The organism is Phytohabitans flavus (genome assembly GCF_011764545.1).
Classification (GTDB): domain Bacteria; phylum Actinomycetota; class Actinomycetes; order Mycobacteriales; family Micromonosporaceae; genus Phytohabitans; species Phytohabitans flavus.
Genome location: NZ_AP022870.1, coordinates 7,879,629 through 7,903,073, shown reverse-complemented (window position 1 = coordinate 7,903,073; position 23,445 = coordinate 7,879,629). Strand labels below are relative to the sequence as shown.

18 protein-coding genes and 2 pseudogenes are annotated in these 23,445 nt (G+C 69.5%); 5 read left to right on the top strand and 15 right to left on the bottom strand.

Going from position 1 to position 23,445, the window contains the following annotated elements; all coding sequences use genetic code 11:
• The first annotated feature begins 42 nt into the window (after positions 1 to 42).
• Positions 43 to 666: a putative glycolipid-binding domain-containing protein gene (locus Pflav_RS34960; RefSeq protein ID WP_173040987.1), complete on the top strand. Its 624-nt coding sequence runs from the start codon at positions 43 to 45 to the stop codon at positions 664 to 666.
• Here the strand turns inward: Pflav_RS34960 and cds1 are convergent.
• Together cds1 and Pflav_RS34950 are read right to left on the bottom strand one after the other, a co-directional pair.
• A complete protein-coding gene (gene cds1, locus Pflav_RS34955; protein ID WP_173040986.1) occupies positions 632 to 1,744 on the bottom strand; it encodes an L-cysteine desulfhydrase Cds1 in 1,113 nt (370 codons plus the stop codon). The two genes, Pflav_RS34960 and cds1, sit on opposite strands and share 35 nt — an antisense overlap.
• A pseudogene (locus Pflav_RS34950) lies at positions 1,722 to 2,197 on the bottom strand (Lrp/AsnC family transcriptional regulator). Before Pflav_RS34950 ends, cds1 begins: the two are co-directional and overlap by 23 nt.
• 186 nt (positions 2,198 to 2,383) lie before the next feature.
• On the opposite strand from Pflav_RS34950, the gene Pflav_RS34945 reads away from it, so the two are divergent.
• On the top strand, positions 2,384 to 2,698 hold the full coding sequence (locus Pflav_RS34945; RefSeq protein WP_173040985.1) for a BldC family transcriptional regulator: 315 nt from the start codon (positions 2,384 to 2,386) through the stop codon (positions 2,696 to 2,698).
• Between the two features lie 48 nt (positions 2,699 to 2,746).
• On the opposite strand, the gene Pflav_RS34940 is transcribed toward Pflav_RS34945, so the two are convergent.
• Positions 2,747 to 3,367: a UbiX family flavin prenyltransferase gene (locus Pflav_RS34940; protein WP_173040984.1), complete on the bottom strand. Its 621-nt coding sequence runs from the start codon at positions 3,365 to 3,367 to the stop codon at positions 2,747 to 2,749.
• 61 nt (positions 3,368 to 3,428) lie between these two features.
• Here Pflav_RS34940 and Pflav_RS34935 point away from each other — a divergent pair, with 61 nt between their 5' ends.
• Positions 3,429 to 4,358, top strand: coding sequence for a terpene synthase family protein (locus tag Pflav_RS34935; protein WP_232072261.1), 930 nt, complete (start codon positions 3,429 to 3,431; stop codon positions 4,356 to 4,358).
• A 4-nt stretch (positions 4,359 to 4,362) separates the two neighbouring features.
• Here the strand turns inward: Pflav_RS34935 and mqnP are convergent, their stop codons facing one another.
• The 9 genes and pseudogenes from mqnP to hemL form a co-directional block, all read right to left on the bottom strand.
• Positions 4,363 to 5,217, bottom strand: coding sequence for a menaquinone biosynthesis prenyltransferase MqnP (gene mqnP, locus Pflav_RS34930; protein WP_197938815.1), 855 nt, complete (start codon positions 5,215 to 5,217; stop codon positions 4,363 to 4,365).
• Complete coding sequence (locus Pflav_RS34925; RefSeq protein ID WP_173040982.1) at positions 5,214 to 6,677, bottom strand: menaquinone biosynthesis decarboxylase; 1,464 nt, start codon at positions 6,675 to 6,677, stop codon at positions 5,214 to 5,216. Before Pflav_RS34925 ends, mqnP begins: the two co-directional genes overlap by 4 nt.
• A 105-nt stretch (positions 6,678 to 6,782) precedes the next feature.
• The gene (locus Pflav_RS42970; protein ID WP_180201291.1) at positions 6,783 to 8,885 is read right to left on the bottom strand and encodes a S8 family serine peptidase; all 2,103 of its coding nucleotides are present in this window, start codon (positions 8,883 to 8,885) and stop codon (positions 6,783 to 6,785) included.
• A gap of 161 nt (positions 8,886 to 9,046) precedes the next feature.
• Positions 9,047 to 10,027, bottom strand: coding sequence for a c-type cytochrome biogenesis protein CcsB (gene ccsB / locus Pflav_RS34915; RefSeq protein WP_173040981.1), 981 nt, complete (start codon positions 10,025 to 10,027; stop codon positions 9,047 to 9,049).
• Positions 10,027 to 11,592, bottom strand: coding sequence for a cytochrome c biogenesis protein ResB (gene resB / locus Pflav_RS34910; protein WP_173040980.1), 1,566 nt, complete (start codon positions 11,590 to 11,592; stop codon positions 10,027 to 10,029). Before resB ends, ccsB begins: the two co-directional genes overlap by 1 nt.
• 73 nt (positions 11,593 to 11,665) lie before the next feature.
• Positions 11,666 to 12,418, bottom strand: a complete 753-nt coding sequence (locus Pflav_RS34905) for a cytochrome c biogenesis CcdA family protein (protein WP_173040979.1) — start codon at positions 12,416 to 12,418, stop codon at positions 11,666 to 11,668.
• A gap of 1 nt (position 12,419) precedes the next feature.
• On the bottom strand, positions 12,420 to 12,962 hold the full coding sequence (locus tag Pflav_RS34900) for a TlpA family protein disulfide reductase (RefSeq protein ID WP_173040978.1): 543 nt from the start codon (positions 12,960 to 12,962) through the stop codon (positions 12,420 to 12,422).
• Positions 12,962 to 13,611: pseudogene (locus tag Pflav_RS34895) on the bottom strand (histidine phosphatase family protein). The gene Pflav_RS34900 and the pseudogene Pflav_RS34895 overlap by 1 nt, the downstream one beginning before the upstream one ends.
• Positions 13,608 to 14,909 carry a glutamate-1-semialdehyde 2,1-aminomutase gene (gene hemL / locus Pflav_RS34890; protein WP_173040977.1) on the bottom strand — a complete coding sequence of 434 codons (1,302 nt, stop codon included), beginning with the start codon at positions 14,907 to 14,909 and terminating at the stop codon, positions 13,608 to 13,610. Before hemL ends, Pflav_RS34895 begins: the two are co-directional and overlap by 4 nt.
• A gap of 101 nt (positions 14,910 to 15,010) precedes the next feature.
• On the opposite strand from hemL, the gene Pflav_RS34885 reads away from it, so the two are divergent.
• Entirely contained in the window at positions 15,011 to 15,328 is a 318-nt protein-coding gene (locus tag Pflav_RS34885) for an STAS domain-containing protein (protein ID WP_173040976.1), read from the top strand.
• A 9-nt stretch (positions 15,329 to 15,337) separates the two neighbouring features.
• Here the strand turns inward: Pflav_RS34885 and Pflav_RS34880 are convergent, their stop codons facing one another.
• A complete protein-coding gene (locus Pflav_RS34880; protein WP_173042810.1) occupies positions 15,338 to 15,883 on the bottom strand; it encodes a response regulator in 546 nt (181 codons plus the stop codon).
• Positions 15,880 to 20,250 carry a HAMP domain-containing protein gene (locus Pflav_RS34875; protein WP_173040975.1) on the bottom strand — a complete coding sequence of 1,457 codons (4,371 nt, stop codon included), beginning with the start codon at positions 20,248 to 20,250 and terminating at the stop codon, positions 15,880 to 15,882. Before Pflav_RS34875 ends, Pflav_RS34880 begins: the two co-directional genes overlap by 4 nt.
• Positions 20,251 to 20,431: 181 nt before the next feature.
• Between Pflav_RS34875 and Pflav_RS34870 the strand changes: the two genes are divergently transcribed.
• Positions 20,432 to 22,462, top strand: coding sequence for a SpoIIE family protein phosphatase (locus Pflav_RS34870; RefSeq protein WP_173040974.1), 2,031 nt, complete (start codon positions 20,432 to 20,434; stop codon positions 22,460 to 22,462).
• Here Pflav_RS34870 and galE read toward each other — a convergent pair.
• Positions 22,348 to 23,445 (bottom strand): UDP-glucose 4-epimerase GalE, encoded by a 1,098-nt coding sequence (galE, locus tag Pflav_RS34865; protein WP_173040973.1) that lies wholly within the window; start codon positions 23,443 to 23,445, stop codon positions 22,348 to 22,350. The two genes, Pflav_RS34870 and galE, sit on opposite strands and share 115 nt — an antisense overlap.

The following is a 23,445-nucleotide window of genomic DNA, read 5'->3' as shown; positions in this document are numbered from 1 at the left end:
CACGGGCGGCGCCGAGCGCGTTGTGCCGGTAGCGTTTCGGGCATGGCGACGTTACCCAAGGCACTGCTGTGGCAACGCACCGACACCACCGGCACCGACCTGGCGCTCTTCGACGACCGGCGCGGTCTGATCGCGCGCGGCGTCGCGACTGCCATCGACCCGATTCCCTATCTGTGCCGCTATGAGCTGGTCACCGACGAGACCTGGGCCACCGCTCACCTCGACGTGACCGTCGAGGGCGCCGGCTGGCTGCGCTCGTTGCGGCTGGAGCGGGCGGCCGGCCGCTGGCGGGCGACCACCGCCGAGCAGGGTGACCTCGACCGAGTGCTGATCAGCGAGGGCCACGCCCCAGCCGGCCTGCCCGGCACCGACGAGCCCGACCGGCTGCACGACGCGATCGACATCGACCTCGCCGGCGCCCCTCTTCCCAACACACTGCCCATCCGGCGGCTTGGCCTGCTCGACGCGCCGCCCGGCACCACGCACGCCCTCACGATGGCGTGGGTGCTGGTGCCCAGCCTCGAGGTGCTGCCCAGCGCCCAGACCTACCGGGTGGTCGACGAGAGCACGATCCGCTTCGACCTCGAGGGCTTCGGCGCCGACCTGGCCGTCGACAAGGAGGGGTATGTGCTCACGTACCCAGGGCTGGCAGAGCGGCAGGCATGATCCCGGTCGCCAGAAAGCCGTCGAGCATCCCCAGGTAAGGGGCCATGTCGAGACCCTGCGCTGCGACCCATTCGTCGGAGTAGTACGTGTTGGCGTACCGCTCGCCGGCGTCGCAGAGCAGGGTCACCACCGAGCCACGTGTGCCGGCCGCGCGCATCTCGGCGATCAGGCCGAAGGCGCCCCACAGGTTCGTACCGGTGGATCCGCCGACGCGGCGCCCGAGCAGCGCGGAGGCCGCGCGCATCGCGGCGAGTGAGGCGGCGTCCGGCACCCGGACCATGCGGTCCACAAGCGTGGGCTGAAACGACGGCTCCACCCTCGGCCGCCCGATCCCCTCGATGCGCGAGCCCAGCCCGGTCTCGTGGCTCCAGTCGGCCGCCTGCCAGGCTGGGTAAAACGCCGAGTTCTCCGGGTCGACCACACACAGCTTGGTGGGATAGCGGCAGTAGCGGGCGTACCGGCCGATGGTCGCGCTGGTGCCCCCGGTGCCGGCGCCGACGACGACCCAGGCTGGGATGGCGTGCCGTTCCAGCGCCATCTGCGCGTAGATCGACTCGGCGATGTTGTTGTTGCCCCGCCAGTCGGTGGCCCGCTCCGCGTACGTGAACTGGTCCATGAAGTGCCCGCCGGTGTCCTCGGCCAGCCAGCGGGCCTCGACCACGACGGAGGCGGGGTCCTCGACGAGGTGGCACCTGCCGCCCTGAAACTCGATCAGCGCCACCTTCTCCTGCGACGTGGAGGCCGGCATCACCGCGATGAAGGGGAGGCCGAGCATGCGGGCGAAGTACGCCTCGGAGACGGCCGTAGAGCCGGACGACGCCTCCACGATCGTCGTCTTCGGCCCGATCCAGCCGTTGCAGAGGCCGTAGAGGAAGAGCGAGCGGGCGAGCCGGTGCTTGAGCGAGCCCGTGGGGTGCACGGACTCGTCCTTGAGGTACAGGTCGATGCCCCAGTCGACAGGCAGCGGAAACGCCAGCAGGTGGGTGTCGGCGGAGCGGTTGGCGTCGGCCTCGACCTTGGCGATCGCGTCGGTGACCCAGGCGCGATCGGAGTCATTACACCGATCGAGGAGTTCCATCCTCGGACCGTAACAGGGGCTGCGGCCGCTCCTCCCATTTGGTGGAGAGGGCGATGGTGGTACGCGTCGATGCCACCCCGCGGTCCGGTTGAGCCGGAGGATCACGGTCTCCAGCTCCTGGATCGTGGGCACCCGCACCTTGAGGAGGAACGACTCCACCCCGGCCATGAAGTAGCACGACTCGATCTCGGGCATCCCACGCAGCGCCTCGAGCACGTCGTCGGTGTCACCGCCGGAGTCCTGCACCAGCCCGATCAGCGCCGTCACGCCAAGCCCGATCGCCCCCGGCTCAGCATCCGCGCGGTAGCCGCGGATCACCCCGCTGCTCTCCAGCTTGCCCACGCGATCGTGCACTGCGGGTGCGGAGAGGCCGACCTGCCGGGCCAGCTCCGCATACGAGAGCCGGGCATTCCCCCGCAATAGCTCCACAAGCCTCAGATCTATGTCGTCCACTGGTGGTAGACATTAACAGTCGGGGAGGTGAGCAAGGCTCGCAAATCCTACTGCCTAACTTCCCAGACAGTGCGTTTTCCCTGTTTCCCGGACACGGCACGCTCGCGGTGCTGTAATGACCGTACGTCCCTATCGAGGCTGTCGGGCATCCAACCTACGGCCATCGTGCGACGCGAGGGAGGGGCTGTGGACACTGGAGATCGTCTGCTGACGCCGGGCGAGGTGGCTGCGCTGTTCCGCGTCGATCCAAAGACCGTGACCAGGTGGGCGGCCGCGGGGCGGATCGGCAGTATCCGCACCCCCGGTGGCCATCGCCGCTTCCGCGAGTCGGAGGTGCGCGCGCTGCTTGAGGGCGAGGGCGAGCTGGACGAGCTGCGCGATGAGCAGCAGCCGCCGTCGACCGCCAACCGGCCGCGCAACGACGGCCCGGGCGCGAATCCTGGTCCGCCGCGGAGCGCCGGTCACCATACGCCCAGCCCGGGCAACGTCAACATGCGCTGAGCCAAGGCCGGCTCACGCGCCACCGGCACCTGCGGCCAGGCCGGATCCTTAGGACCCGAGCTGGCCCTGCCAGCGGCGGAAGAGTGAGTGCGGCACACCGAGCGCGTCCAGCGCCTTGCCAGCGACGAAGTCCACCAACTGCTGCGCCGTCGCGGACGCGCCGGCACCGTAGAAGCCCGGACTGGCCGGCAGCACGACGGCCCCGGCGTCGTGCAGTGCGATGAGGTGGCTCAGGTGGCTACGGGTCACCGGCGTCTCGCGCGGCACCACCACCACCCGCCGGCGCTCCTTGAGGTTTACCTCGGCGGCCCGCTGGAGCAGGTCCTTCGAGAGGCCGATCGCGATCCCGGCGCACGCGGCGGTGCTCGCCGGAACGACCACCATGCCGCGCGCCAGGTACGAGCCGCTGCTCGGCCCGGCCGCCAGGTCACCGGCCGGCCAGTAGCTCACGTCGGCACCGTCGAGGTCACGCCCGAGCCACCCGGCCAGGTCGTCCTTCCAGTGGGCGTCGCGGAAGGGTGCGCGGGTCTCGTCGAGGATCGTCAGCCGGGCGGCGCGGGATACCACGAGATCAACCGATTCACCCGCGTCGAACAGTCCACGCAGGAGCGCCGCAGCGTACGGCGTCCCTGAAGCACCTGAAACACCGACGATCCATGGATTCCGCATAGATCCAGACTAGAGCTACCGTCAGGCCAAGCTGATGTTGGCGGGACTGCAGGAGGCTGCGATGTTGCGGACGATCTCCCTTGATCTCCAGTGCCCGATTAATCCGGTTATCTCGGCTTATGCCGAAGAGGCCCACGGCTGGCTCGACGGATGGACCCGTAGCCATGGGCTGCCCGGCGTGTACGCCGACCGGCTCGCCGAAGGCCGAATCGCCCGGTACGCGGCCCGCCTCTACCCCCACGCGAGCCCAGGCGACCTCCACGTGCTCTCCGCCCTCTTCACCTGGTTCTTCCTCATCGACGACGAGTGCGACCGGGCAAGCGTGCCGGAGCCGGAGCGGGTACGCGCTCTGGTCGGCGGCGCGCTGTCCCTGCTGCGCGGCGAGCCCGGATCCCCCGATGACGCACTGCCCGGGCCGCTGGGCAGCATGCTCGCCGACGCCTGGCGCGAGCCCCAGCGCCGGATGCCGGCGAGGTGGCGGACCCGCTTCGTCGCCACCGTCGAGCATCACCTCAACGGGGTGGTGGTCGAGGCGCGCAACAAGGCGGGCGGACACCGACCTGCCGTGCAGGAGTACGTCGAGCTGCGACGGGCCACCTCCGCGGCGTACGTGGCGCACGCGCTCGTCGACTTCGCGGGCAACGGTGACCTTGTAAATGAATCGTTCTATTACCACCCAGCCGTGCGGGCGTTCAGCCGTACCGGCAACGACCTGCTTTCCTGGTTCAACGACCTGCTCTCACTCGAGCGGGACGCGGCCACCGCCGGCGGGCACAACCTCGTGCTGGCCATCGCCACCGAGCGCGGCGTATCGCTGGAGGAGGCCGCCGAGGTGGCTCGGGCGCGCTGGCAGCGGACGATGCGCCACTTCCCGGTCCTGCGGGCGGCGGTGCCACCGCACGGTGCCGCCGGCCGCAGGTACCTCGACGGCGTGGAGTACGCCATCCGGGGCACGATGGACTGGTCCTACGAGAGCGCGCGCTACCAGTGACGGCTCAGGCCGCGTAGTCCAGTAGCGCGAATGCGAACAGGGCGATGCCCACGAACCCGTTGGCGGTGAAGAAGGCGCGGTTGACCCGGGAGAGGTCCGTGGGCGTGACCACCACGTGCTGGTAGCCGAACGCGACAGCGGTCAGCGCCAGCCCGACCCACCACAGCCAGCCGAGTTCGACGAGCTCGCCGTAGTAGACGAACAACGCGAACGTCACCAGGTGCACCACCGTGGACAGGCCAAGCGCGAACGGCAACCCGTAGCGAGCCGGGACGCTGCGCACGCCGATCTCCCGGTCCACGATGGCGTCCTGGCACGCGTAGATCAGATCGAACCCGCCGATCCACAGCCCCACGGCGGCGCCGAGCACCCACGCCGGCCACGAGCCCTCGAACGTGCCCGTGACCGCCAGCCACGCGCCGACCGGACCCACCGCCTGCGCCACCGCGAGGATCCCGTGCGGCCAGTCGGTGAACCGCTTGCCGTACGGGTACACGACCAGCGGCGCTACCGCGAGCGGCGAGAGCACGAGGCAGAGCGGGTTGAGCAGGGCGGCGGCACCGACAAACACCACGAGCGCGGCTGCCGCACCGGTCCAGGCCGTCTTGACCCGCACGGCCCCGGTGACAAGCTCTCTCTTCGAGGTACGGGGATTCTGCGCGTCGATGTGCCGGTCGATGATCCGGTTGGCGGCCATCGCGAACGTGCGGGCGCCCACCATCGCGATCGTGATCAGCGCCAGATCGCCCCAGCGCACGCCGCCGCCGAGGTGGCGCATCGCGGCGAGCGCGGAGAGGAAGGCGAACGGGAGCGCGAAGACCGAGTGCTCGATCGTGACAAGACGGAGGAACGCCCTCATGAGATCCCGTACTCTCTCCAGCGCTTGTCGACCAGCGCCTTGACCTCCGGCGACATGACCGCTTCGTCCGGCCAGCCACGCGTGTACCCCTCGGTCGGCAGCTTGCGAGTCGCGTCGACGCCCGCCTTGCCACCCCAGAACTGCTGGTAAGACGCGTGGTCCAGGTGGTCGACCGGCCCCTGGGTGAGCAGCAGGTCGTGGTCGTAGTCGACGTTGCTGAACGCCCGGAACGCCACCTCGTTGTAGTCGTGCACGTCGCAGTCGTCGTCTACCACCACGATCAGCTTGGCCAGCGAGAGCAGGTGGGCGCCCCAGATCGAGGACATCACCTTCTGCGCGTGCTTCGGGTACCGCTTGCGGATCGAGACGATCACGCAGTTGTGGAAGACGCCGGCCTCCGGCATCGAGTAGTCCACGATGTCCGGAATGAGGAGCCTGAGCAGCGGCAGGAAGATCCGCTCGGTGGCGTGCCCGATCGGCCCGTCCTCCTGCGGCGGCTTCGAGGTCACGATCGAGTGGTACACCGGGTCGCGCTGGGTGGTCATGCACTCGACGTGGAACACCGGAAACGGCTCGACCGGCGTGTAGAAGCCGGTGTGGTCGCCGAACGGCCCCTCGGGAAGGCGCTCGCCCGGCTCGACATACCCCTCCAGCACCACCTGGGCGTGCGCCGGCACCTGGAGCGGCACGGTCAGGCAGTCGACCATCTCCACCCGCTCGCCGCGCAGGAACCCTGCGAACAGGTACTCGTCGATGTCGCCTGGCAGGGGCGCGGACGCACTGTACGACACCACGGGGTCACAGCCGAACGCGATCGCCACCGGCAGCCGCTCGCCCCGCCGCTCGGCCACCGCGTGGTGCGCCGTGGAGTCCTTGTGGATCTGCCAGTGCATGCCCAGCGTGGTGGGCGAGTGCTGCTGGAGCCGGTACAGCCCGAGGTTGCGCTTGCCGGTCTCCGGGTGCTTCGTATGCGTCAGCCCGTAGTTGTGGAAGATCCCACCGTCGTCCGGCCACGTCTGCAAGCCGGGCAGGCGGCCCAGGTCGACGTGGCCGTCGCGGTAGATCACCTGCTGGCAGGGCGCGGTCTTGACCTTCTTCGGCGGTACCGACTTGAGCTGCATCACCTTGCCGAGCCCCTCGCGGATGCCCGACCAGCCCACCGGCAGCTCTGGCTTGACGAGGTCGCCGATCCGGTCGCCGATCTCGTCGACGCTCTCCACACCGAGCGCCATGGCCATGCGGCGCTGGGTGCCGAAGAGGTTGATCGCCAGCGGCATCTCGCCGCGGGTGGGGCGCTCGAAGAGCAGCGCTGGGCCTCGGGCCGCGACGGTCCGCGTGACCACCTCGCTGATCTCCAGCGTCGGGTCTACCGGCACGGACACCCGGCGCAGCTCACCGGCCTGCTCAAGCGCCGCGAGAAAGTCCTTCAGTCCCGTGTACGGGAATCCGCGTACCGCCATGACTGCAAGTCTCGCCTACCGGGACGCAACCCCAACGACGCGGGTGGCCGCCGAGTCAGGTGCGACACCTGGCCGACGGCCACCCCGAGGCTGATCCAGCCGTGCTCAGAGGAGGAAGAATGCCTCTGAGGCGGCGGGCGAAGTGCGGTTGGCGATGAGCGGCTTCGTGCCCCTGGACTCGGCGCTCACCCACCGGCTGTTGGCGGCCGCCTTGAAGGCCACCGGACCGCCCAGATTCAGGACCTGGAAGGTCTCCCAGGGGCCGACCGCCGTGCGGTTGGCGATCAGGGGCTGGGCGCCGGCGCGCTCGGCGGCGACAAACCTGCCGTTGGCGTGGGCGCGCAGAGCGACATTGCCGTTGCCTCGATCGATGATGTCGAACTGCTCCCAGACGCCGATGCCGGCGCGGTTGGCGATCAAAGGCTTGGTGCCCCGGGTCTCCGCCGACACGATCTTTTCGTTGACGTAGGCCAGGAGGCTGATCACCGGCACCGGAGAGGTCCAGGTGAACTTCTCCCACGGGCCGACGGCGGTCCGGTTGGCGATCAGCGGCTGGGCGCCGGCGCGCTCGGCCGTGACGTACTTGCCGTTTGCCAGCGCCTTGACGCTGACCGTCCCGTCAGCGTTGGTGCTGAGGTCGAACTTCTCCCACGGGCCGACGGCGGTCCGGTTGGCGATCAGCGGCTGGGCGCCGGCGCGCTCGGCGGTGACGTACCTGCCGTTGGACCTGGCCCTGAAAGATGTGGTGCCGTCGCTGTTCTTGACGAGGTCGAACTGCTCCCCCTGGAGCGCCAGGGAGCCGCTGGCGATCAGGGCCGAAGCGCCCGCGCCGGGAGTAGTGACGAGCTTGCCATTGGCTGCCGCGCGAAGGGCAGTCGTCGACGGCAGGCCCGAGCCGATCCGGAGCAGGCGGTCGGGCGAGCCCGTACCCAGGTTCTTCACGGCCCCCCGGGTCGCGGTGCCCACCAACCTGTCGCGCACCTGCTGCGGCGTCATGCCTTCGTTGTCCGCGAGGAGCAGCGCGGCCGCGCCCGCGACGTGCGGGCTGGCCATCGAGGTGCCGCTGATCTGGGCGATCGTTGGCTTGCCCGTGACCGCGTCGTGGTATGTCGACACGATGTCGTTGCCCGGCGCGAAGATGTCGACGCACGTACCAAGGCCCGCCCACGACACCCGGAAGTCGGCCACGTCGGTAGCGCTCACGGTGATGGCCGCCGGCACCCTCGCCGGCGAGACATTGCACGCGGGGACGGGCTCTGGCAATCCGGTGGCCTTGTTTTCCGTGCCGTTACCCGCCGCCACTACGTACGTGACGCCGGAGGCGATCGACTTCTCTACCGCCTTGTCGATGGCGGCGCTTGCCGAGCCCCCAAGGCTCATGTTGGCCACCGCCGGCTTTTCAGCGTTGGCGGTCACCCAGTCGATGCCGGCGATAACCTCCTCGACGCTGCCGACACCGGCGCAGTCGAGGACCTGCACGGCGACGAGCTGCACACCCTTGGCCACGCCGTAACTCTTGCTGCCGATCGTGCCCGCCACGTGCGTGCCATGGCCGTCACAGTCGGCTGGGACGGTGTCGTCGGCGCGCCCAGGACTTGTTGGGGTGGGGGCCGCCGACTCGTCCACGACGTCGATGCCGTACCGGGCCCGCCCGCCAAACTCCGGATGACTGATGTCGATGCCACTGTCGATGACGTAGACGGTCACATCACTCGCCGTATTCGGCGCGGTGTACGACCCGTCGAGCGGCACCCACTGCTGGTCGATCCTGTCGATCCCCCACGACCCAGCGGTCGCCGACTTGCTCAGCAGGCGGTTTTGCTCGACGAAGGCCACGTCGGGGTCCTTCGCCAGCTCCTTGGCCTGCGCCGCTGTCATCTTGGCCGAGTAGCCCCGCAGGCTCTTGGTGAACGTCCTGCGCGCCGAGCCGCCGTACGTATTGGTCAGGGACTTGACATGGGTGGCGACGTCGGCTGCCTTCGCTTTGCCGTCCTTGAAGACGACGATGTAGCTGTCCTTGATCACCTGGCCGGTGCCGCGGGAGACCTCGATGTGTTCGGCGCGCGGCTTGATGGGCGTCGGCTTGACGGGGGTCGGCTCGGCGACCGCCGTGCCACCGCCGATGAAAAGAGCGGTGGCCGAGCCTGCCACCGCGACAAGGACGACTCCGGCCACAGCCGAGCGACGCGCTCGGCGAAGTTGGAACACGACGGACTCCCCGTGGGGTCGGCGTCCACTGTAGAGGGGTGGACGGACGCTGCCTTACGGCAAAAGACGTCGCCATCGTTGTCTAAAGGTGTGGATCAACGGTTCAGCCGTTCGGACGGAACAGGTTGAACGAAAACAGCTCAGGCATCTGCTGAGCCGGTTTAAAGGCCGCCGTACGAGTGGAGGCCGGTGAAGAAAATGTTAACGCCGAACAGATTCATCAGCATCGTCAGCCACCCGATCACCGCGATCCAGGTCGCGGTCGTGCGCTTTACGCTCGGCGTCGCGCGGGCGTGCAGGTAGCCGGCGTAGACGATCCACGAAATGAACGCCCACACCTCCTTGGGATCCCAACCCCAGTAGCGGCCCCACGCGGCCTCGGCCCAGATGGGGCCGGCGATCAGCGCGCCGAAAGTCCAGATCGGAAACGCGAACGCGTGCAGCCGGAACGTCAGCCGGTCGAGCGCCGCCGCCTCGGGCACGCGCCGGCCCAGGGAGTACGGGAAACTGCGCTTGCCCCGGTCGTACCCGCTGCGGATGAGGAACATCGCGGCCGGCACGAAGCCGAGCAAGAATATGCCGGACGAGAGCACCGCGGCCGACACGTGCACGACGAACCAGGTCGACTTGAGGGCGGGCACCAGCGGCGCCACCTCTGTATAGAGCACCATGCCGGCGATGCCGAGCAGGACCACCATGGCGGTCGCGACGAAGAGGCCCAGGTGGCGGATCGCCGGCCGCTGGGAGAGCACCACAAGCCAGGCCGCGCTGCCCACGAACGTCACCGAGAGCACGAACTCGTACATGTTGCCCCACGGCATGCGCTCGGCCGCGATGCCGCGGGTGACGAGCGTGCCGAGGTGGACGAGCGCGGCGAGGGCGGTGACCACGACAGCGGCCCTGCCGGCCAGGGCAGCCCGGTCGCGCCCGGACGGAGCCGCCGGCATATCGTCCGCGGGCGGCTCGTCCACCTTGACGGCAGAGGAGCCGAAGCCGACCGCGACGAGCTCCCGCGCGGGGCGCGAGGCCGCGCGGCCGATGTGGCTGCGGTTGCCGAACGCGTACTCGGCGGCGTGGCAGACCATCGCCGCGAGGTACGACAGGATCGCGACGACCAGGAGCTGATCGGACAGTGCGGACATCAGCGCTTCACGCTGCCTTCCTCGTTCGCTCGCTCCACAGCCTCTACGGTCTGCTTGAACTCCTCCGCGAAGCCGGAGTAGTCGGTGCGTGGCAGGCCACCGGCCTCCACCAAACTACTACCTCCCGTAGTGACACGGAAGAAGACCCTCCGGCGCTTGCCGGTCAGCGAGAGCATCAGCCCCAGCAGGCCGATCGCCGCACCGCCGAGCGCGATCTTCTCGCCCGGGTCGTAGCGGATGGAGAGCGTCGCGTACTCCCGGGTGCCGAGGAACTCCACCGAACTGCCGTCGTCGAGCGTCATCCGCTCGCCGACCCGCAGCAGCGTCGCCTCGCCTACACGCTTGAGCCGCCCGTTGTCGACCTGCCGCTGGTCCAGGCGGTAGACCGAGCCAGGGATGCCCGCGTCCAGCCCGAGGTTGCCCCGGTAGGCCCACAGCATCAGCGCGGGCGAGCGCTCCTCGGGGTAGACCGAGCGGGTGTACGGCGGCTGGTCCGGCGCGGTGGGCAGGTAGAGCCCCTCGAACGCCACCTGCGCGTTCGGGTCGCGGGCGCTGCCGGCCTTCGGGTCGATGTTCGCGTCGGGGAACGCGGCCACGCCCTCACTTGTCAGCATCCCGTCGACGGTCAGGAACGGGGCGATCGCGGTCTGCGCCTGCCCGTACCTGTCCGTGTAGCGGATCATCGGCGCGTACCCGTGGCCGAGCAGGTAGACGTTGGCGCCGTCGAGCCGCAACGGTGAGTTGACCGAAAAGCCGCGGGGCGCTCCGTTGTCGACCCGGACGGTCGCGCGGAACGACGACGGCTGCCCGGTCGGCAGGAACTCCGCGTTGAAGTCGGTCAACTCCAGGCAGAAGCGGGGCAGGTCGGCCGCGTCCACCCTCGGCCCGAGCCCGTACTCGTCGAACTGCTGGAGCGTGTTGCAGAACGCCGTTTCGGTACCGGCGACGAGCAGCCGGTTGCCGTGCCAGCCGTACGAGGACCCGTAGCCCACGCCGACGATCACCGCGAGCAGCGCGAAGTGGAAGAGCAGGTTGCCGGTCTCCTTCAGGTACCCCTTCTCGGCGGAGACCGTGTCGCCGCGGACCGCGACCCGCCAGCGGCGCTTGCGCAGCGCGGCGCCGATCTCCTCGGCACCACCGATCGCCTGCGCGATGGTCGCGTGCTGCGGCAGGCGGTCGAGCCGGGACGGCGCCTTCGGCGGGGCGCTGCGGATCGCCCGCCAGTGCTCGGCCAGGCGCGGCACGACGCAGCCGACCAGCGAGGTGAAGAGCAGCAGGTAGATCGCGGAGAACCAGACCGAGGCGAACACCTCGAACATGCCCAACCGGTCGAGCACCGGGGCGAGATCGGGGTGCTCGACGAAGTACCGGTCGACGTCGTCGATGTTGACGCCGCGCTGGGGCAGCACCGAACCGGGGATCGCCGCGACCGCGAGCAGGAAGAGCAGGATCAGCGCGGTACGCATGCTGGTCAGCTGCCGCCAGGAGTTGCGCAGCAGCGCGAGTACCGGGTTGGCCCGCCTCGGTCGCGGCGAGGTGACGGGAGGGTCCTGGACCGAGACCATGCCTACCCCGCTCCGTCGCTCGGCGCTCGTCCGCCGTCGTGCTCGATGTCCGTAGCCTCGCGACTCCCGCTCATCAAATGCTCACCTCGCCGACGCCGACCGTCGTCTGGAGCCAGATGAGGAAGGTCTGCCACCCCCCGGTGACGAGCGCGAGCCCGACCACGATCAGCAGCGCGCCGCCGGCCCGGGTGACCCAGCGGCTGTTGCGCCGGATCGCCTTGAACACGCCGAGCAGCCGGCGGAAACCCAGCCCGAAGGCGATGAACGGCAGGCCGAGCCCGAGGCAGTACGCGACCGCGAGCACCACGGCCCGGTCGGTCTTGCCGCTGACCGACGCCATCGTCAGCACCGCGCCCAGGGTCGGGCCCACGCACGGCACCCAGGAGAGCGCGAAGACCGCACCGAAGACAGGCGCGCCGATCAGGCCGGCATTCGGCAGCTTGTGGATGCGGAACTCGCGCTGCATCCCCGGCACCAGACCGAGGAACGCCAGACCCAGCACGATGATCAGCGCCCCACCGATGATCTCCAGCAGCCGCCGGTTGCCCATCAACGCACCTGTGGCACTGGTGAAGAGCACGGCGGTCAGCGTGAAGACGACCGTGAAGCCGGCGATGAAGAGCGTGGTGCCGGCGAGCACGCGCCGGATCCGCTCGGTGCCCGCGTCGAGCTCGGCGCCGGAGAGCCCCGTGACGTACGACAAATAGCCCGGCACCAGCGGGAGCACGCAGGGCGAGAGGAAGCTGACCAGCCCGGCGAGGGCAGCGGCACCGATCGCGAGCGCGAGCGGTCCCCCGTTGGCCAGCTCGCGGAACGTCTCGCCCATCTCAGCTGGCCTCGGCCGCCACGCGCGCCACGATCGGCTCGAACTCGGCCGCCTGGACCGCCTTCCGGATCACCACCGCGATCCGGCCCTCGCGGTCGAGCACGATCGTGGCCGGAATGGTGTTGGGCGGGATGTCGAAGTCGAGCGCCAGCTTGCTGGACGGGTCGAGGACGCTCGGGTACGTCACGGCGCCGCTGTGGAACGCCTTGGCCTTGTCCCGGTCGTCGCGGACGTTGATGCCCAGGAAGCGGACACCCTGGTCCTTGGTGGCCTGGTACACCTGCTCCAGGTCGTCGATCTCGGCCCGGCAGGGCGCGCACCAGGAACCCCAGAAGTTGACTACCACGACCTGGCCGCGGTCCTGGCTCAGCTCGTAGCGGCCGCCCTCCAGAAGCTCACCCGAGAGCTGTGGGGCGGCTGGACGCTTGTCGACCGGGCACTCGACCATCCCCGAGGGTGAGGTGTCGCAGCCGTCGTCTTTTCCAGTGCACGCTGCCAGCGTGGTGGTGAGCAGCAGGACGGCGAGCAGGGCGCGAGCACGCATCAGGCGCCCTTGGCCGTCCGGGCGCCGGGGATATCGCGACAAGGTGCGCGGCCGGCTCGGAGTAGGCGATGCCGACGATCTTCGTGTCTTCGAAGTGGAACGAGGTGAGGCTGGCCAGGCTGCACTGCCGGCGCCGCGGGTCGTGCCAGAGCCGCTTGCGCTCGACGTACCGGCGCAGAATCCACACCGGCAGCTGATGCGACACGCAAACCGCCTCGCGCCCCTCCGCCGCCACCCGCGCGGCGTGCAGCGCGGCGAACATCCGCTCGGCGATCTGCTTGTACGGCTCGCCCCACGACGGGGTCACCGGGTCGCGCAGCACCCACCAGTTGCGCGGGTCGCGGAACGAGCCGTCGCCCGGCCCCACCCGCTTGCCCTCGAACCAGTTGGCGCTCTCGATCAGCCGCTCGTCGGTCGCCACCGGCAGCTTGAACTGGGCCGCGAACGGCTCGGCCGTCTCCTGGGCGCGCTCCAGCGGGCTCGCCACCACATACGTCACGTCACGGTCGGCGAGGGCCTGCGCCGCCGCCTTGGCCATCTGCCCGCCCACCTCCGAGAGGTGGAACCCGGGCAGCCGCCCGTACAGGACCTTGTCTGGATTGTGTACTTCCCCGTGCCGTAACACGTGCACGATGGTCTTGCTCGTCATGACCCGCTCCCCGCTGCCCCCGCGGCCGCCGCTGCGGAGGGCAGGGCCGCCGATATCACTTCCAGCGCGTCGTCGCCGATCGCGGTGGATACGAACCATGCTTCGAACGCGCTGGGCGGCAGGTAGACACCGCCGTCCAGCATCGCGTGGAAGAACGCCTTGAACGCGGCCACGTCCTGGGTCTTGGCGCTGTCGTAGTCGAACACGGAGTCACCGGTAAAGAAGATCGAGAACATGTTGCCCGCGTACTCGAGCCGATGCGGGACACCGGCGACGGTGAGCGCCTCGCTCGCGAGCGCGCCCACGGCGGTGGCCGTCTCGTCCAGCCGGCGGTAGGTCTCCGCGTCGGCGAGACGCAGGCTGGCCAGCCCGGCGGCGCAGGCGAGCGGGTTTCCGGAAAGGGTGCCGGCCTGGTAGACCGGGCCGGCCGGGGCAAGGCGGGCCATGATCTCCGCACGCCCGCCGAAGGCCGCGGCCGGCAGGCCACCACCCATGACCTTGCCGAACGTGTACAGGTCGGCGTCGGCGGGATCCAACTCGGCCCAGCCGCCGCGCGCCACCCGGAACCCGGTCATCACCTCGTCGACGACCAGCAGCGCGCCGTGCCGGTGGGCGATCTGGGCGAGCGCCCTGTTGAAGCCGTCGCGGGGCGCGACAACGCCCATGTTGCCCGCCGCCGCCTCGGTGATCACGGCCGCGATGTGCTCGCCGTCAGCGGCGAAGGCGGCCTCCACGGCGGCCACGTCGTTGTACGGCAGCACGATCGTCTCGCTCGCCGCCGCGCCGGTTACGCCAGGCGAGTCGGGCAACCCGAGCGTCGCCACACCCGAGCCAGCCGAGGCGAGCAGCGCGTCGACGTGCCCGTGGTAGCAGCCGGCGAACTTCACCACCTTCGAACGGCCGGTGAAGCCACGCGCCAGCCGGATCGCGGACATGGTCGCCTCGGTGCCGGAGTTGACAAGGCGCACCTGGTCGATCGGAGTACGCCCGACGATCTCCTCGGCGAGGTCGACCTCACCCGGCGTGGGCGTACCGAAGCTGGTGCCGAGGGCGGCGGCGGCCTGCACGGCGGCCACCACCTCGGGGTGCGCGTGGCCGTGGATCAGCGGGCCCCACGAGCAGACAAGGTCGACGTAGCGCCGGTCGTCCGCGTCGTACAACCACGGACCGTCACCGCGGACCATGAAGCGGGGCGTACCGCCGACAGCGCGGAAGGCACGCACGGGTGAATTGACCCCGCCTGGCACGATGGCGCGGGCGCGGTCGAAGAGGGCATCGGATGCTGGCGTGTCGCTCACGGTGCAGCCATTCTGACAGTGGTACCTGGAGTGAAGGCAGGGCACCCCGTCCGCAACCGCTCCACCGGGCGACCTTCACTAGATCACGATAGGCTGTTGGGGTGGAACGTCCGGAGTTGTCCATCGCGGTGTTACGTGATCCCGACGAGACTGTGCTAAAGCTCGCCGGCGAGATCGACATGCTCACCGCAGGTCGGCTCTCCAACGTCGTCAACGACATCCTGGCCGACCCGCCCGTTCGCATCGTCCTCGACATGGCCGGCGTCACGTTCTGTGACTCCCAAGGCCTCGGCACGATCGTGGTCCTGACCAAGAAGGCCAGCCACACGCGAAGCGTGTTGATGCTCACCAATGTGGGCGAGTTCCTGCTTCGCGTGCTGGACATCACCGGCCTACGCTCGGCCCTCACCGTCCGCTGACGGTCACCGTTAACCCCAACGGGCCTGTTCGAGAAGGGTGACGGCACGCTCGCGGGCGTCCGGATCGGACGAGCGGAGCAGGGCGGTGGCCTCGTCCACGGCCTCGGTCAGCGCCCGCCACTGCGCCTCCCGCTCGCGTACCACCTCGGACTGCGCCTGGAGCTGTTGCGTCTTGATCCAGAGATCGACGAAGACCGACACCTTGGCGCGCAGTACCCACGGGTCGAACGGCTTGGTCAGGTAGTCGACCGCGCCGACCGAGTACCCCCGCAGGGCGAGCTGCGCGTCGCGGTCGGCGGCGGTGAGGAAGATGATCGGGACGTGGCGGGTACGCTCCCGCCGCTTGATGTGGCTGGCCGTCTCGAAACCGTCCATGTCGGGCATTTGCGCGTCGAGCAGGATCACCGCGAAGTCATCGACGAGGAGCTGCTTGAGCGCGGCCTCGCCACTCTCCACGGCGACCGTATGCACCGGCAGGCCTTGGAGGATGGCTTCGAGCGCGACCAGGTTGTCACGCCGGTCGTCGACCAGGAGCGCCTTGGCGACAGCCATCAGTTGCTTACCTCCCGGCCGCCCCCGTTGACCCAGGCAGCCATCATCTCGATCAGCTCGTCGAGGTCGACGGGCTTGGTGATGTAGTCGCTCGCACCCGCGCCGATCGCCGACTCCTGGTCGCCAGGCATCGCCTTCGCGGTGAGGAAGACGACCGGCAGCTCGGCGAACCGGTGGTTGCGGCGGATGGCGCGCGTCGTCTCGTAGCCGTCCTGGTCCGGCATCATCGCGTCCATCAGCACGATGTCCACCTCCGGGTGCTCCGCCAGCAACCGTACGCCATCGACTCCGTTGTCCGAGTAGAGAACCGTCATGCCGTGCAGCTCCAACGCGCTGGTCAGGGCGAAGACGTTGCGGACATCGTCATCGATAATCAGGACTGTGGCGCCGTCGAGCTGGCGAGCCGCGGGCGACGCCGGCCGCTCGCTCTCCATCGGCGGCCGCAGCATCGGCAGGTCGGCCAGGGCCGGCAGGTCAGGCAGGTTGGCCCTGGTCACCGGCAGTGCGATCGGCAGCGGCGTCTGAATCGCCTCCGGCATCAGCACGTCCGGCAGGAGCAGCGTGAACGTGGAGCCGACGCCGGGCACCGAGGACACCACGATCGTGCCGCCAAGCAGGCGGGCCAGGTCGCGACTGATCGACAGGCCGAGGCCGGTACCGCCGTACCGCCGGCTCGTCGTGCCGTCGGCCTGCTGGAACGCCTCGAAGATGAGGTCGAACTTGTCTTCCGAGATCCCGATCCCGCTGTCGGCGACCGTGAACGCCACGAGCGGACGGGCCGAGGCCGCCTGATCCTCCGGTGCCGCCGGTCCGATGGTCAGCGTGACCGAGCCGGTGTCGGTGAACTTCACCGCGTTCGACAGCAGGTTGCGCAGGATCTGCTGGAGCCGCTGGGCGTCGGTGACCACCGCCGCGGGCAGGCCGGACTCGACAGTAACCGCGAAGTCGAGGCCCTTCTCCTCGGCCTGCGGCGTGAACGCCTGCTCGACGTACGCCCGGATGTCCTGGAGGTTGACCTCGGTGGGCTCGACGTCCATCCGGCCCGCCTCGATCTTCGCCACGTCGAGGATGTCGTCGATCAGCGAGAGCAGGTCGGAGCCGGCGCTGTGGATGGTCCGGGCGAACTCGATCTGCTTGTCGGTGAGGTTGTGCTCGGGGTTGTCGGCGAGCAGCCGGGCCAGCAGGAGCAGTGAGTTGAGCGGCGTACGCAGCTCGTGGCTCATGTTCGCGAGGAACTCCGACTTGTACGCCGAGGCCCGGGTCAGCTGCTGCGCCTTCTCCTCCAGGCCGATCCGGGCCAGCTCGATCTCCCGGTTCTTCGTCTCGATGTTGGCCTTCTGCTCGGACAGCAGCTGCGCCTTGTCCTCAAGCTCGGCGTTCGTGCGCTGTAGCTCCGCCGACTGCTCCTGAAGCTCGTGCGCCAGCCGCTGCGACTGGGAGAGCAGCTCCTCGGTACGCCGGTTGGCCTGGATCGTGTTCAGCGCGATGCCGATCGTGGAGACGAGTCGCTCAAGGAAGGAGATATGCAGGTCGGAGTAGGCGTTGACCGAGGCGAACTCGATCACGCCGAGCATCTCGCCCTCGAAGAGGATCGGCAGCACCACGACGTCGCGGGGCTTCGTGGTGAGCAGCCCGGACCGCAGCGTCAGCGCGCCGGTGGCGTCGGTGCTCACCCGGATCATCCGCCGGGAGACCGCCGCCTGGCCGATCAACCCCTCGCCGGGGCCGAAAACAACCTCATTGGTACGCGTGACATAGCCATACGAGGCGGCCAGGCGCAGCCGCGTCGTGGCCTCGTTGTTGTCGACCAGGAAGCATGCGCCCAGCTGAGCCTCGACCAGCGGGGTCACTTCACCCATCAGCATCCGGCAGACCTCGCCGAGGTCGCGCTGCCCTTGGAGGAGGCCGCCGATGCGGGCCAGGTTGGAGTCGAGCCAGCTCTGCTCGGCGTTCTTCCGGGTGGTCTCCCGCAAGGCCACGATCATCTGGTTGATGTTGTCCTTCAGCTCGGCGACCTCGCCCTGCGCCTCGACCGTGATCCGCTGGGTCAGGTCGCCCTTGGTCACCGATGTGGACACCTGCGCGATCGCCCGCAGCTGCGTGGTGAGCGTCGCGGCGAGCTGGTTGACGTTTTCGGTGAGGTCGCGCCAGGTACCCGACACGCCCTTCACCCGCGCGAGGCCGCCCAGCTTGCCCTCGATACCCACCTCGCGGCCGACCCGCGTGACCTCCTCGGCGAAGGAGGAGAGCTGGTCGACCATTGTGTTGACGGTCTGCTTGAGCTCCAGGATCTCGCCCTCGGCGTCGACCGTGATCTTCTGCGACAGGTCGCCCTTCGCCACGGCGGTGGTGACGCTCGCGATGTTGCGGACCTGGGCGGTGAGGTTGGAGGCCATGAAGTTGACGTTGTCCGTCAGGTCGCGCCAGGTACCCGCCACACCCCGCACCTGCGCCTGACCGCCGAGCTTCCCTTCGGTACCCACCTCGCGGGCAACCCGGGTCACCTCCTCGGCGAACGAGGAGAGCTGGTCCACCATCGTGTTCATCGTGTTCTTCAGCTCCCAGATCTCACCCTGCGCATCGACGGTGATCTTCTGGGAGAGGTCGCCGCGGGCGACCGCGGTGGAGACCTGCGCGATGTTTCGCACCTGGGCGGTCAGGTTGGAGGCCATGAAGTTGACGTTGTCCGTCAGGTCGCGCCAGGTACCCGCCACACCCCGCACCTGCGCCTGACCGCCGAGCTTGCCCTCGGTACCCACCTCGCGGGCCACCCGCGTCACCTCGTCGGCGAACGACGACAGCTGATCCACCATCGTGTTCACAGTGCTCTTCAGCTCAAGAATCTCACCACGAGCGTCCACTGTGATCTTCTGCGACAGGTCACCCTTCGCGACCGCCGTGGTGACGCTCGCGATGTTGCGGACCTGGGAGGTGAGGTTGGAGGCCATCGAGTTGACGTTGTCGGTGAGGTCGCGCCAGGTACCGAGGACGCCCTTCACCTGGGCCTGACCGCCGAGCTTCCCTTCGGTACCCACCTCGCGGGCCACCCGGGTCACCTCGTCGGCGAACGACGACAGCTGATCCACCATCGTGTTCACAGTGCTCTTCAGCTCAAGAATCTCACCACGAGCGTCCACTGTGATCTTCTGCGACAGGTCACCCTTCGCCACGGCCGTGGAGACCTGGGCGATGTTTCGCACCTGGGCGGTGAGGTTGCCGGCGAGCTGGTTGACGCTCTCGGTCAGGTCGCGCCACGTACCGGCGACGCCACGCACCTGCGCCTGGCCTCCGAGCTTGCCCTCGGTACCCACCTCGCGGGCAACCCGGGTCACCTCCTCGGCGAACGAGGAGAGCTGGTCCACCATCGTGTTCATGGTGTTCTTCAGCTCCAGGATCTCGCCCTGGGCGGCCACCGTGATGGTCTGCGAGAGGTCGCCCTTGGCGACCGCCGTGGAGACCTGGGCGATATTTCGCACCTGGGCGGTCAGGTTGGACGCCATCGAGTTCACGTTGTCGGTGAGGTCCTTCCAGATGCCCGCCACGTTGGGCACCTGGGCCTGACCACCGAGCTTGCCTTCGGTACCCACCTCGCGGGCCACCCGCGTCACCTGCTCGGCGAAGGTCCGCAGCGTGTCGGTGAGCGAGTTGATCGTGTGGGCCAGCTCGGCGACCTCGCCCTTGGCTGAGACGGTGATCTTCTGGGAGAGGTCGCCGCGGGCGATCGCGGTGGTCACCTGCGAGATCGACCGCACCTGACTGGTGAGGTTGGACGCCATCGTGTTGACGGAGTCGGTCAGGTCACGCCAGGTACCCGCGACGCCGCGGACGTCGGCCTGGCCGCCCAGCGCGCCGTCGGTGCCCACCTCGCGGGCCACGCGTGTCACCTCGTCGGCGAACGACGAGAGCTGGTCGACCATCGTGTTCACCGTGCGGCCGATGCGGAGGAACTCGCCGCGCAGCGGCCGGCCGTCGATCTCCAGCGCCATGTGCTGGGAAAGGTCGCCGTCCGCGACCGCCACGATGACCCGGGAGATCTCGGTGGTCGGGCGGCCCAGGTCGTCGATGAGCGAGTTGATGGCGCGGGCGTGGTCGGCCCAGGCACCGTCGACGTCTTCCTCGTCAAGGCGCTCGGTGAGCCGACCGTCCCGTCCGACGATCCGGCTGATCTTGCGAACCTCGAGGTTTTTTCGCTCCTGGAGAGCCACCACGTCGTTGAAGGCGTCGGCCACCTCGCCGGCCACACCGGCCCGCCGGGGAAGGCGCACTTTCAAGTCGCCGCGGCGCACCCGCCGCAACGCGTCGGCCAGCTCATTGAGAACAGCGGCCTCGTCCGAGGCCGGCCTGGTACTCACCTGCTTTGCCGTGGTCATGCAGTCCTCGCTCACCTTGGGTGGTTCCCCACATCATGGCTCGTGCTGTCCGGCAGATGCGAGTGCCCGAGCCGGAGTCGTGAGGCTACGGGCCTTAACCACGACGGCGGACGAGCGCCGAGCGACGTAGCGTGACAAGCAGAGCTTGGATGAACCCGGCTGGGCGGTAGAGGATGCAAGCGTGTCAGCGGAGGTCAGTCGAGCGGACGCCGCCCCGGCGGCGGAGCACGTCCGTCGCGTCCGACTGCCGGCCGACCGGCGTACACCGGCCGCGGCCCGGGCGGTCGTGCGGTCGGTGCTGGCCGAGGCCCACCTGGACGAGCTGCTCAACGAGGCACTCCTACTGACGACCGAGCTTTCCACGAATGCGGTGGTGCACGCCGGTACTGAGTTGGACATCGAGGTCATCGCGGGCCCCTCGGGGCTGATGGTCACGGTGACGGACTACAAAGCCAGCCCGTCGGAGACCCTGACGGCGGGCCCGCGCAACGACGAGATAGACATCTCGGACGTATCGGAACGCGGACGCGGCCTGCTACTCGTCGACCACTTCGCCAGCCGGTGGGGCACCACACATATGGCGACCGGCAAGGGCGTGTGGTTCCGGCTCGACCGCAAGACCGTGCCGCCCGCGGGTGCACTTCCAGAGGCGCCCGCGCCCACGGCCGGGGCACTCACCACGCTGCTCCAGATCGCACCCGAGCCGCACGCCGACGACGCGCTCGCCGACTTCGCCGGCCACCTGCTCTCCCGGGTCGCCGAGCTGGTGGGTGCCGCCGGCGGCGCGGTCCGCCTCGACCGGGGCGAAGGCAGCGGGGCGCAGCTCCTGGCCCGGTACGGGCGCCAGCCCCGCGCCGGCGCCGAGCTGCTGCGGGTGCCGCTCAACGTCAACCGGCCGTACTCAGGGGAGCTGGAGCTCGACGTCGCGCCCTCCGGGTACGCCGGGCCGCTCGCCGCGCTGGCCGCCGAGCGCCTCGCCCTCCACCTGGAAAACGACCGCCTGCGCCGCGCCGACCTGCGCCGGCAGACCTGGCTGACATTCCTCGCCGAGGCGAGCGAGCTGCTGGCCCAGTCGCTCGACGTCAACCTGACGCTCGCGCTCATCCCCCAGCTTGTGGTCCCCCGGCTCGGCCAGTGGTGTGCCGTGCACACCACCGACGAGTGGGGCCGGCTCCAGCTCGCCGCCGCCACGCACGCCGACGAGATGGCGCTGCCGCAGGTGCACGCGATGTTCCAGGAGAGCGGTCCGGACTCGCCGATCGCGCGGCTCCGGGAGGCGTCCCGCAGTGGCTCGCAAGTGCCACTGGGGCCGCCGCTGGAGGGCTTCGCCGTGCCGCTCGCCGCGCGCGGGCAGCGCCTCGGCACGCTCTCCGTCGGGCGACACCCGCGACACCGGCACGACGCCGAAGAGATCGCGATCCTCGAAGACGTCGCCCGGCGCGCCGCGCTCGCGGTCGACAACGCCCGCATCCACGAGGAGCGCCGCCGGGTCGCGCACACCCTCCAGCAGTCGCTGCTGCCGCCCGTGCTGCCGGTGGTCAGGGGCATCGGCTTCGCCGCCGAGTACGTGCCGACCGGCGACGCCGCCGAGGTGGGCGGCGACTTCTACGACGTTGTCCCGCTGCCCGACGAGCGGTGGCTCGTGGTCGTCGGCGACGTGTCCGGCAAGGGCGTGCAGGCGGCGGCGGTCACCGGCCTCGTCCGCGACGTGATCCGGGTGCTCGTCGGCGACGGCAAGCCGCTGCCCGAGGCGCTCGGCCGGCTCAACGACACGCTCGTCGAGCGGGGTGGTGGGCGGTACTGCACGCTGGCGCTCGCCGCGGTCGGCCGGGGCGACGGCGACCAGCTCGACGTCTCGCTGCACCTCGCCGGCCACGACCGGCCGGTGCTGGTCCGCGCGGACGGGCGGGCGTCGTTCGTGGGTACCGGCGGCACCGCGCTCGGCCTGCTCGACTCGATCGCGACGCCGGTCGCCACCGTGCTGCTCGACCCGGGCGACGCGCTGGTCTTCTACACCGACGGCGTCACCGAGCGGCGGCGCGGCCGCGAGCTCTTCGGCCCGGAGCGGCTGCGCGACACGGCTGCGCCGCTGGCCGGCTACTCGGCGGACATCGTGGCGGCCAGGCTCCGCGCCGCCACCATGGGCTTCTCGGCGGAAGGCCCCCGCGACGACATCGCGATCTTGGTCCTCCGCAACGACCCGGAGACCTGACGCGGGCGCCCGCTCGACAAGGCGCACCACGCCTGCCAGGCGCTTTCCACCATCTCGGCCAGCTCGCTTTCGGGCTTCCAGACCAGTCGGTCCATCGCGTTCTGTGGATCGGCGACGACGGCGGCTGGGTCACCCGGGCGATTCGGCATCTCGCGGCGCGGCACCACGCGGCCGATCACCCGCTCGACTTCCGCGATGACCTCCCGCACCGATGTCCCGGTCCCGCGACCGACGTTGAGGATCTCGCCACCGGGCCATCTCGACGGCTGCTTGGAGAAGAGATCCACCGCCTTCGCGTACGCGCTCGCGACATCGTCCACATGGACGTAGTCCCGGATCGCCGTGCCGTCGGGGGTGGGATATTGGGTGCCCAGCACGGCCAGCACCGGACCACCCGTCGCCGCCCGGAAGATGTTCGTCAGCAGGCTCGTACGGCTGCGGTCGGCGAAGCGGGGGCCGACCGAGCCCGCCACGTTGAAATGGCGGAGCACAAGCCAGGAAAGGCCGTGGCGGTCACCGGCGGCCCGGATCAGACTCTCGCCGACGAGCTTCGTCTTGCCGTACGGGTTTATCGGCATCGTCTTCATCAGCTCGTTTACCGGGCTCGATGCCGGATCGCCATAAACCGCTGCCGAAGACGCGAAAAGCAGATGACGTACGCCCGACTGGTTCATGACGTTCAGGAGTATCGAGAGACCATCGACGTTCTCCCGCCAGTACCACTGTGGACGGAGCACGGACTCGCCCACCGACTTTCGTGCCGCAAGATGCACGACGCCCCGGATCGGGTACTGGCGGAACAGCGCCTGGACCGCTCGATAGTCGGTCAGGGCTCCATAGGCGAACGACACGCCCGGCGGTATGCGCTCCCGGAGCCCGGTCGAGAGGTCGTCGAAGACGACCACCTCATACCCGGCGCGGTGAAGGTGCTCCACGACGCGGCCTCCGATGTACCCGGCGCCGCCGGTCACGAGCCAGGTCAT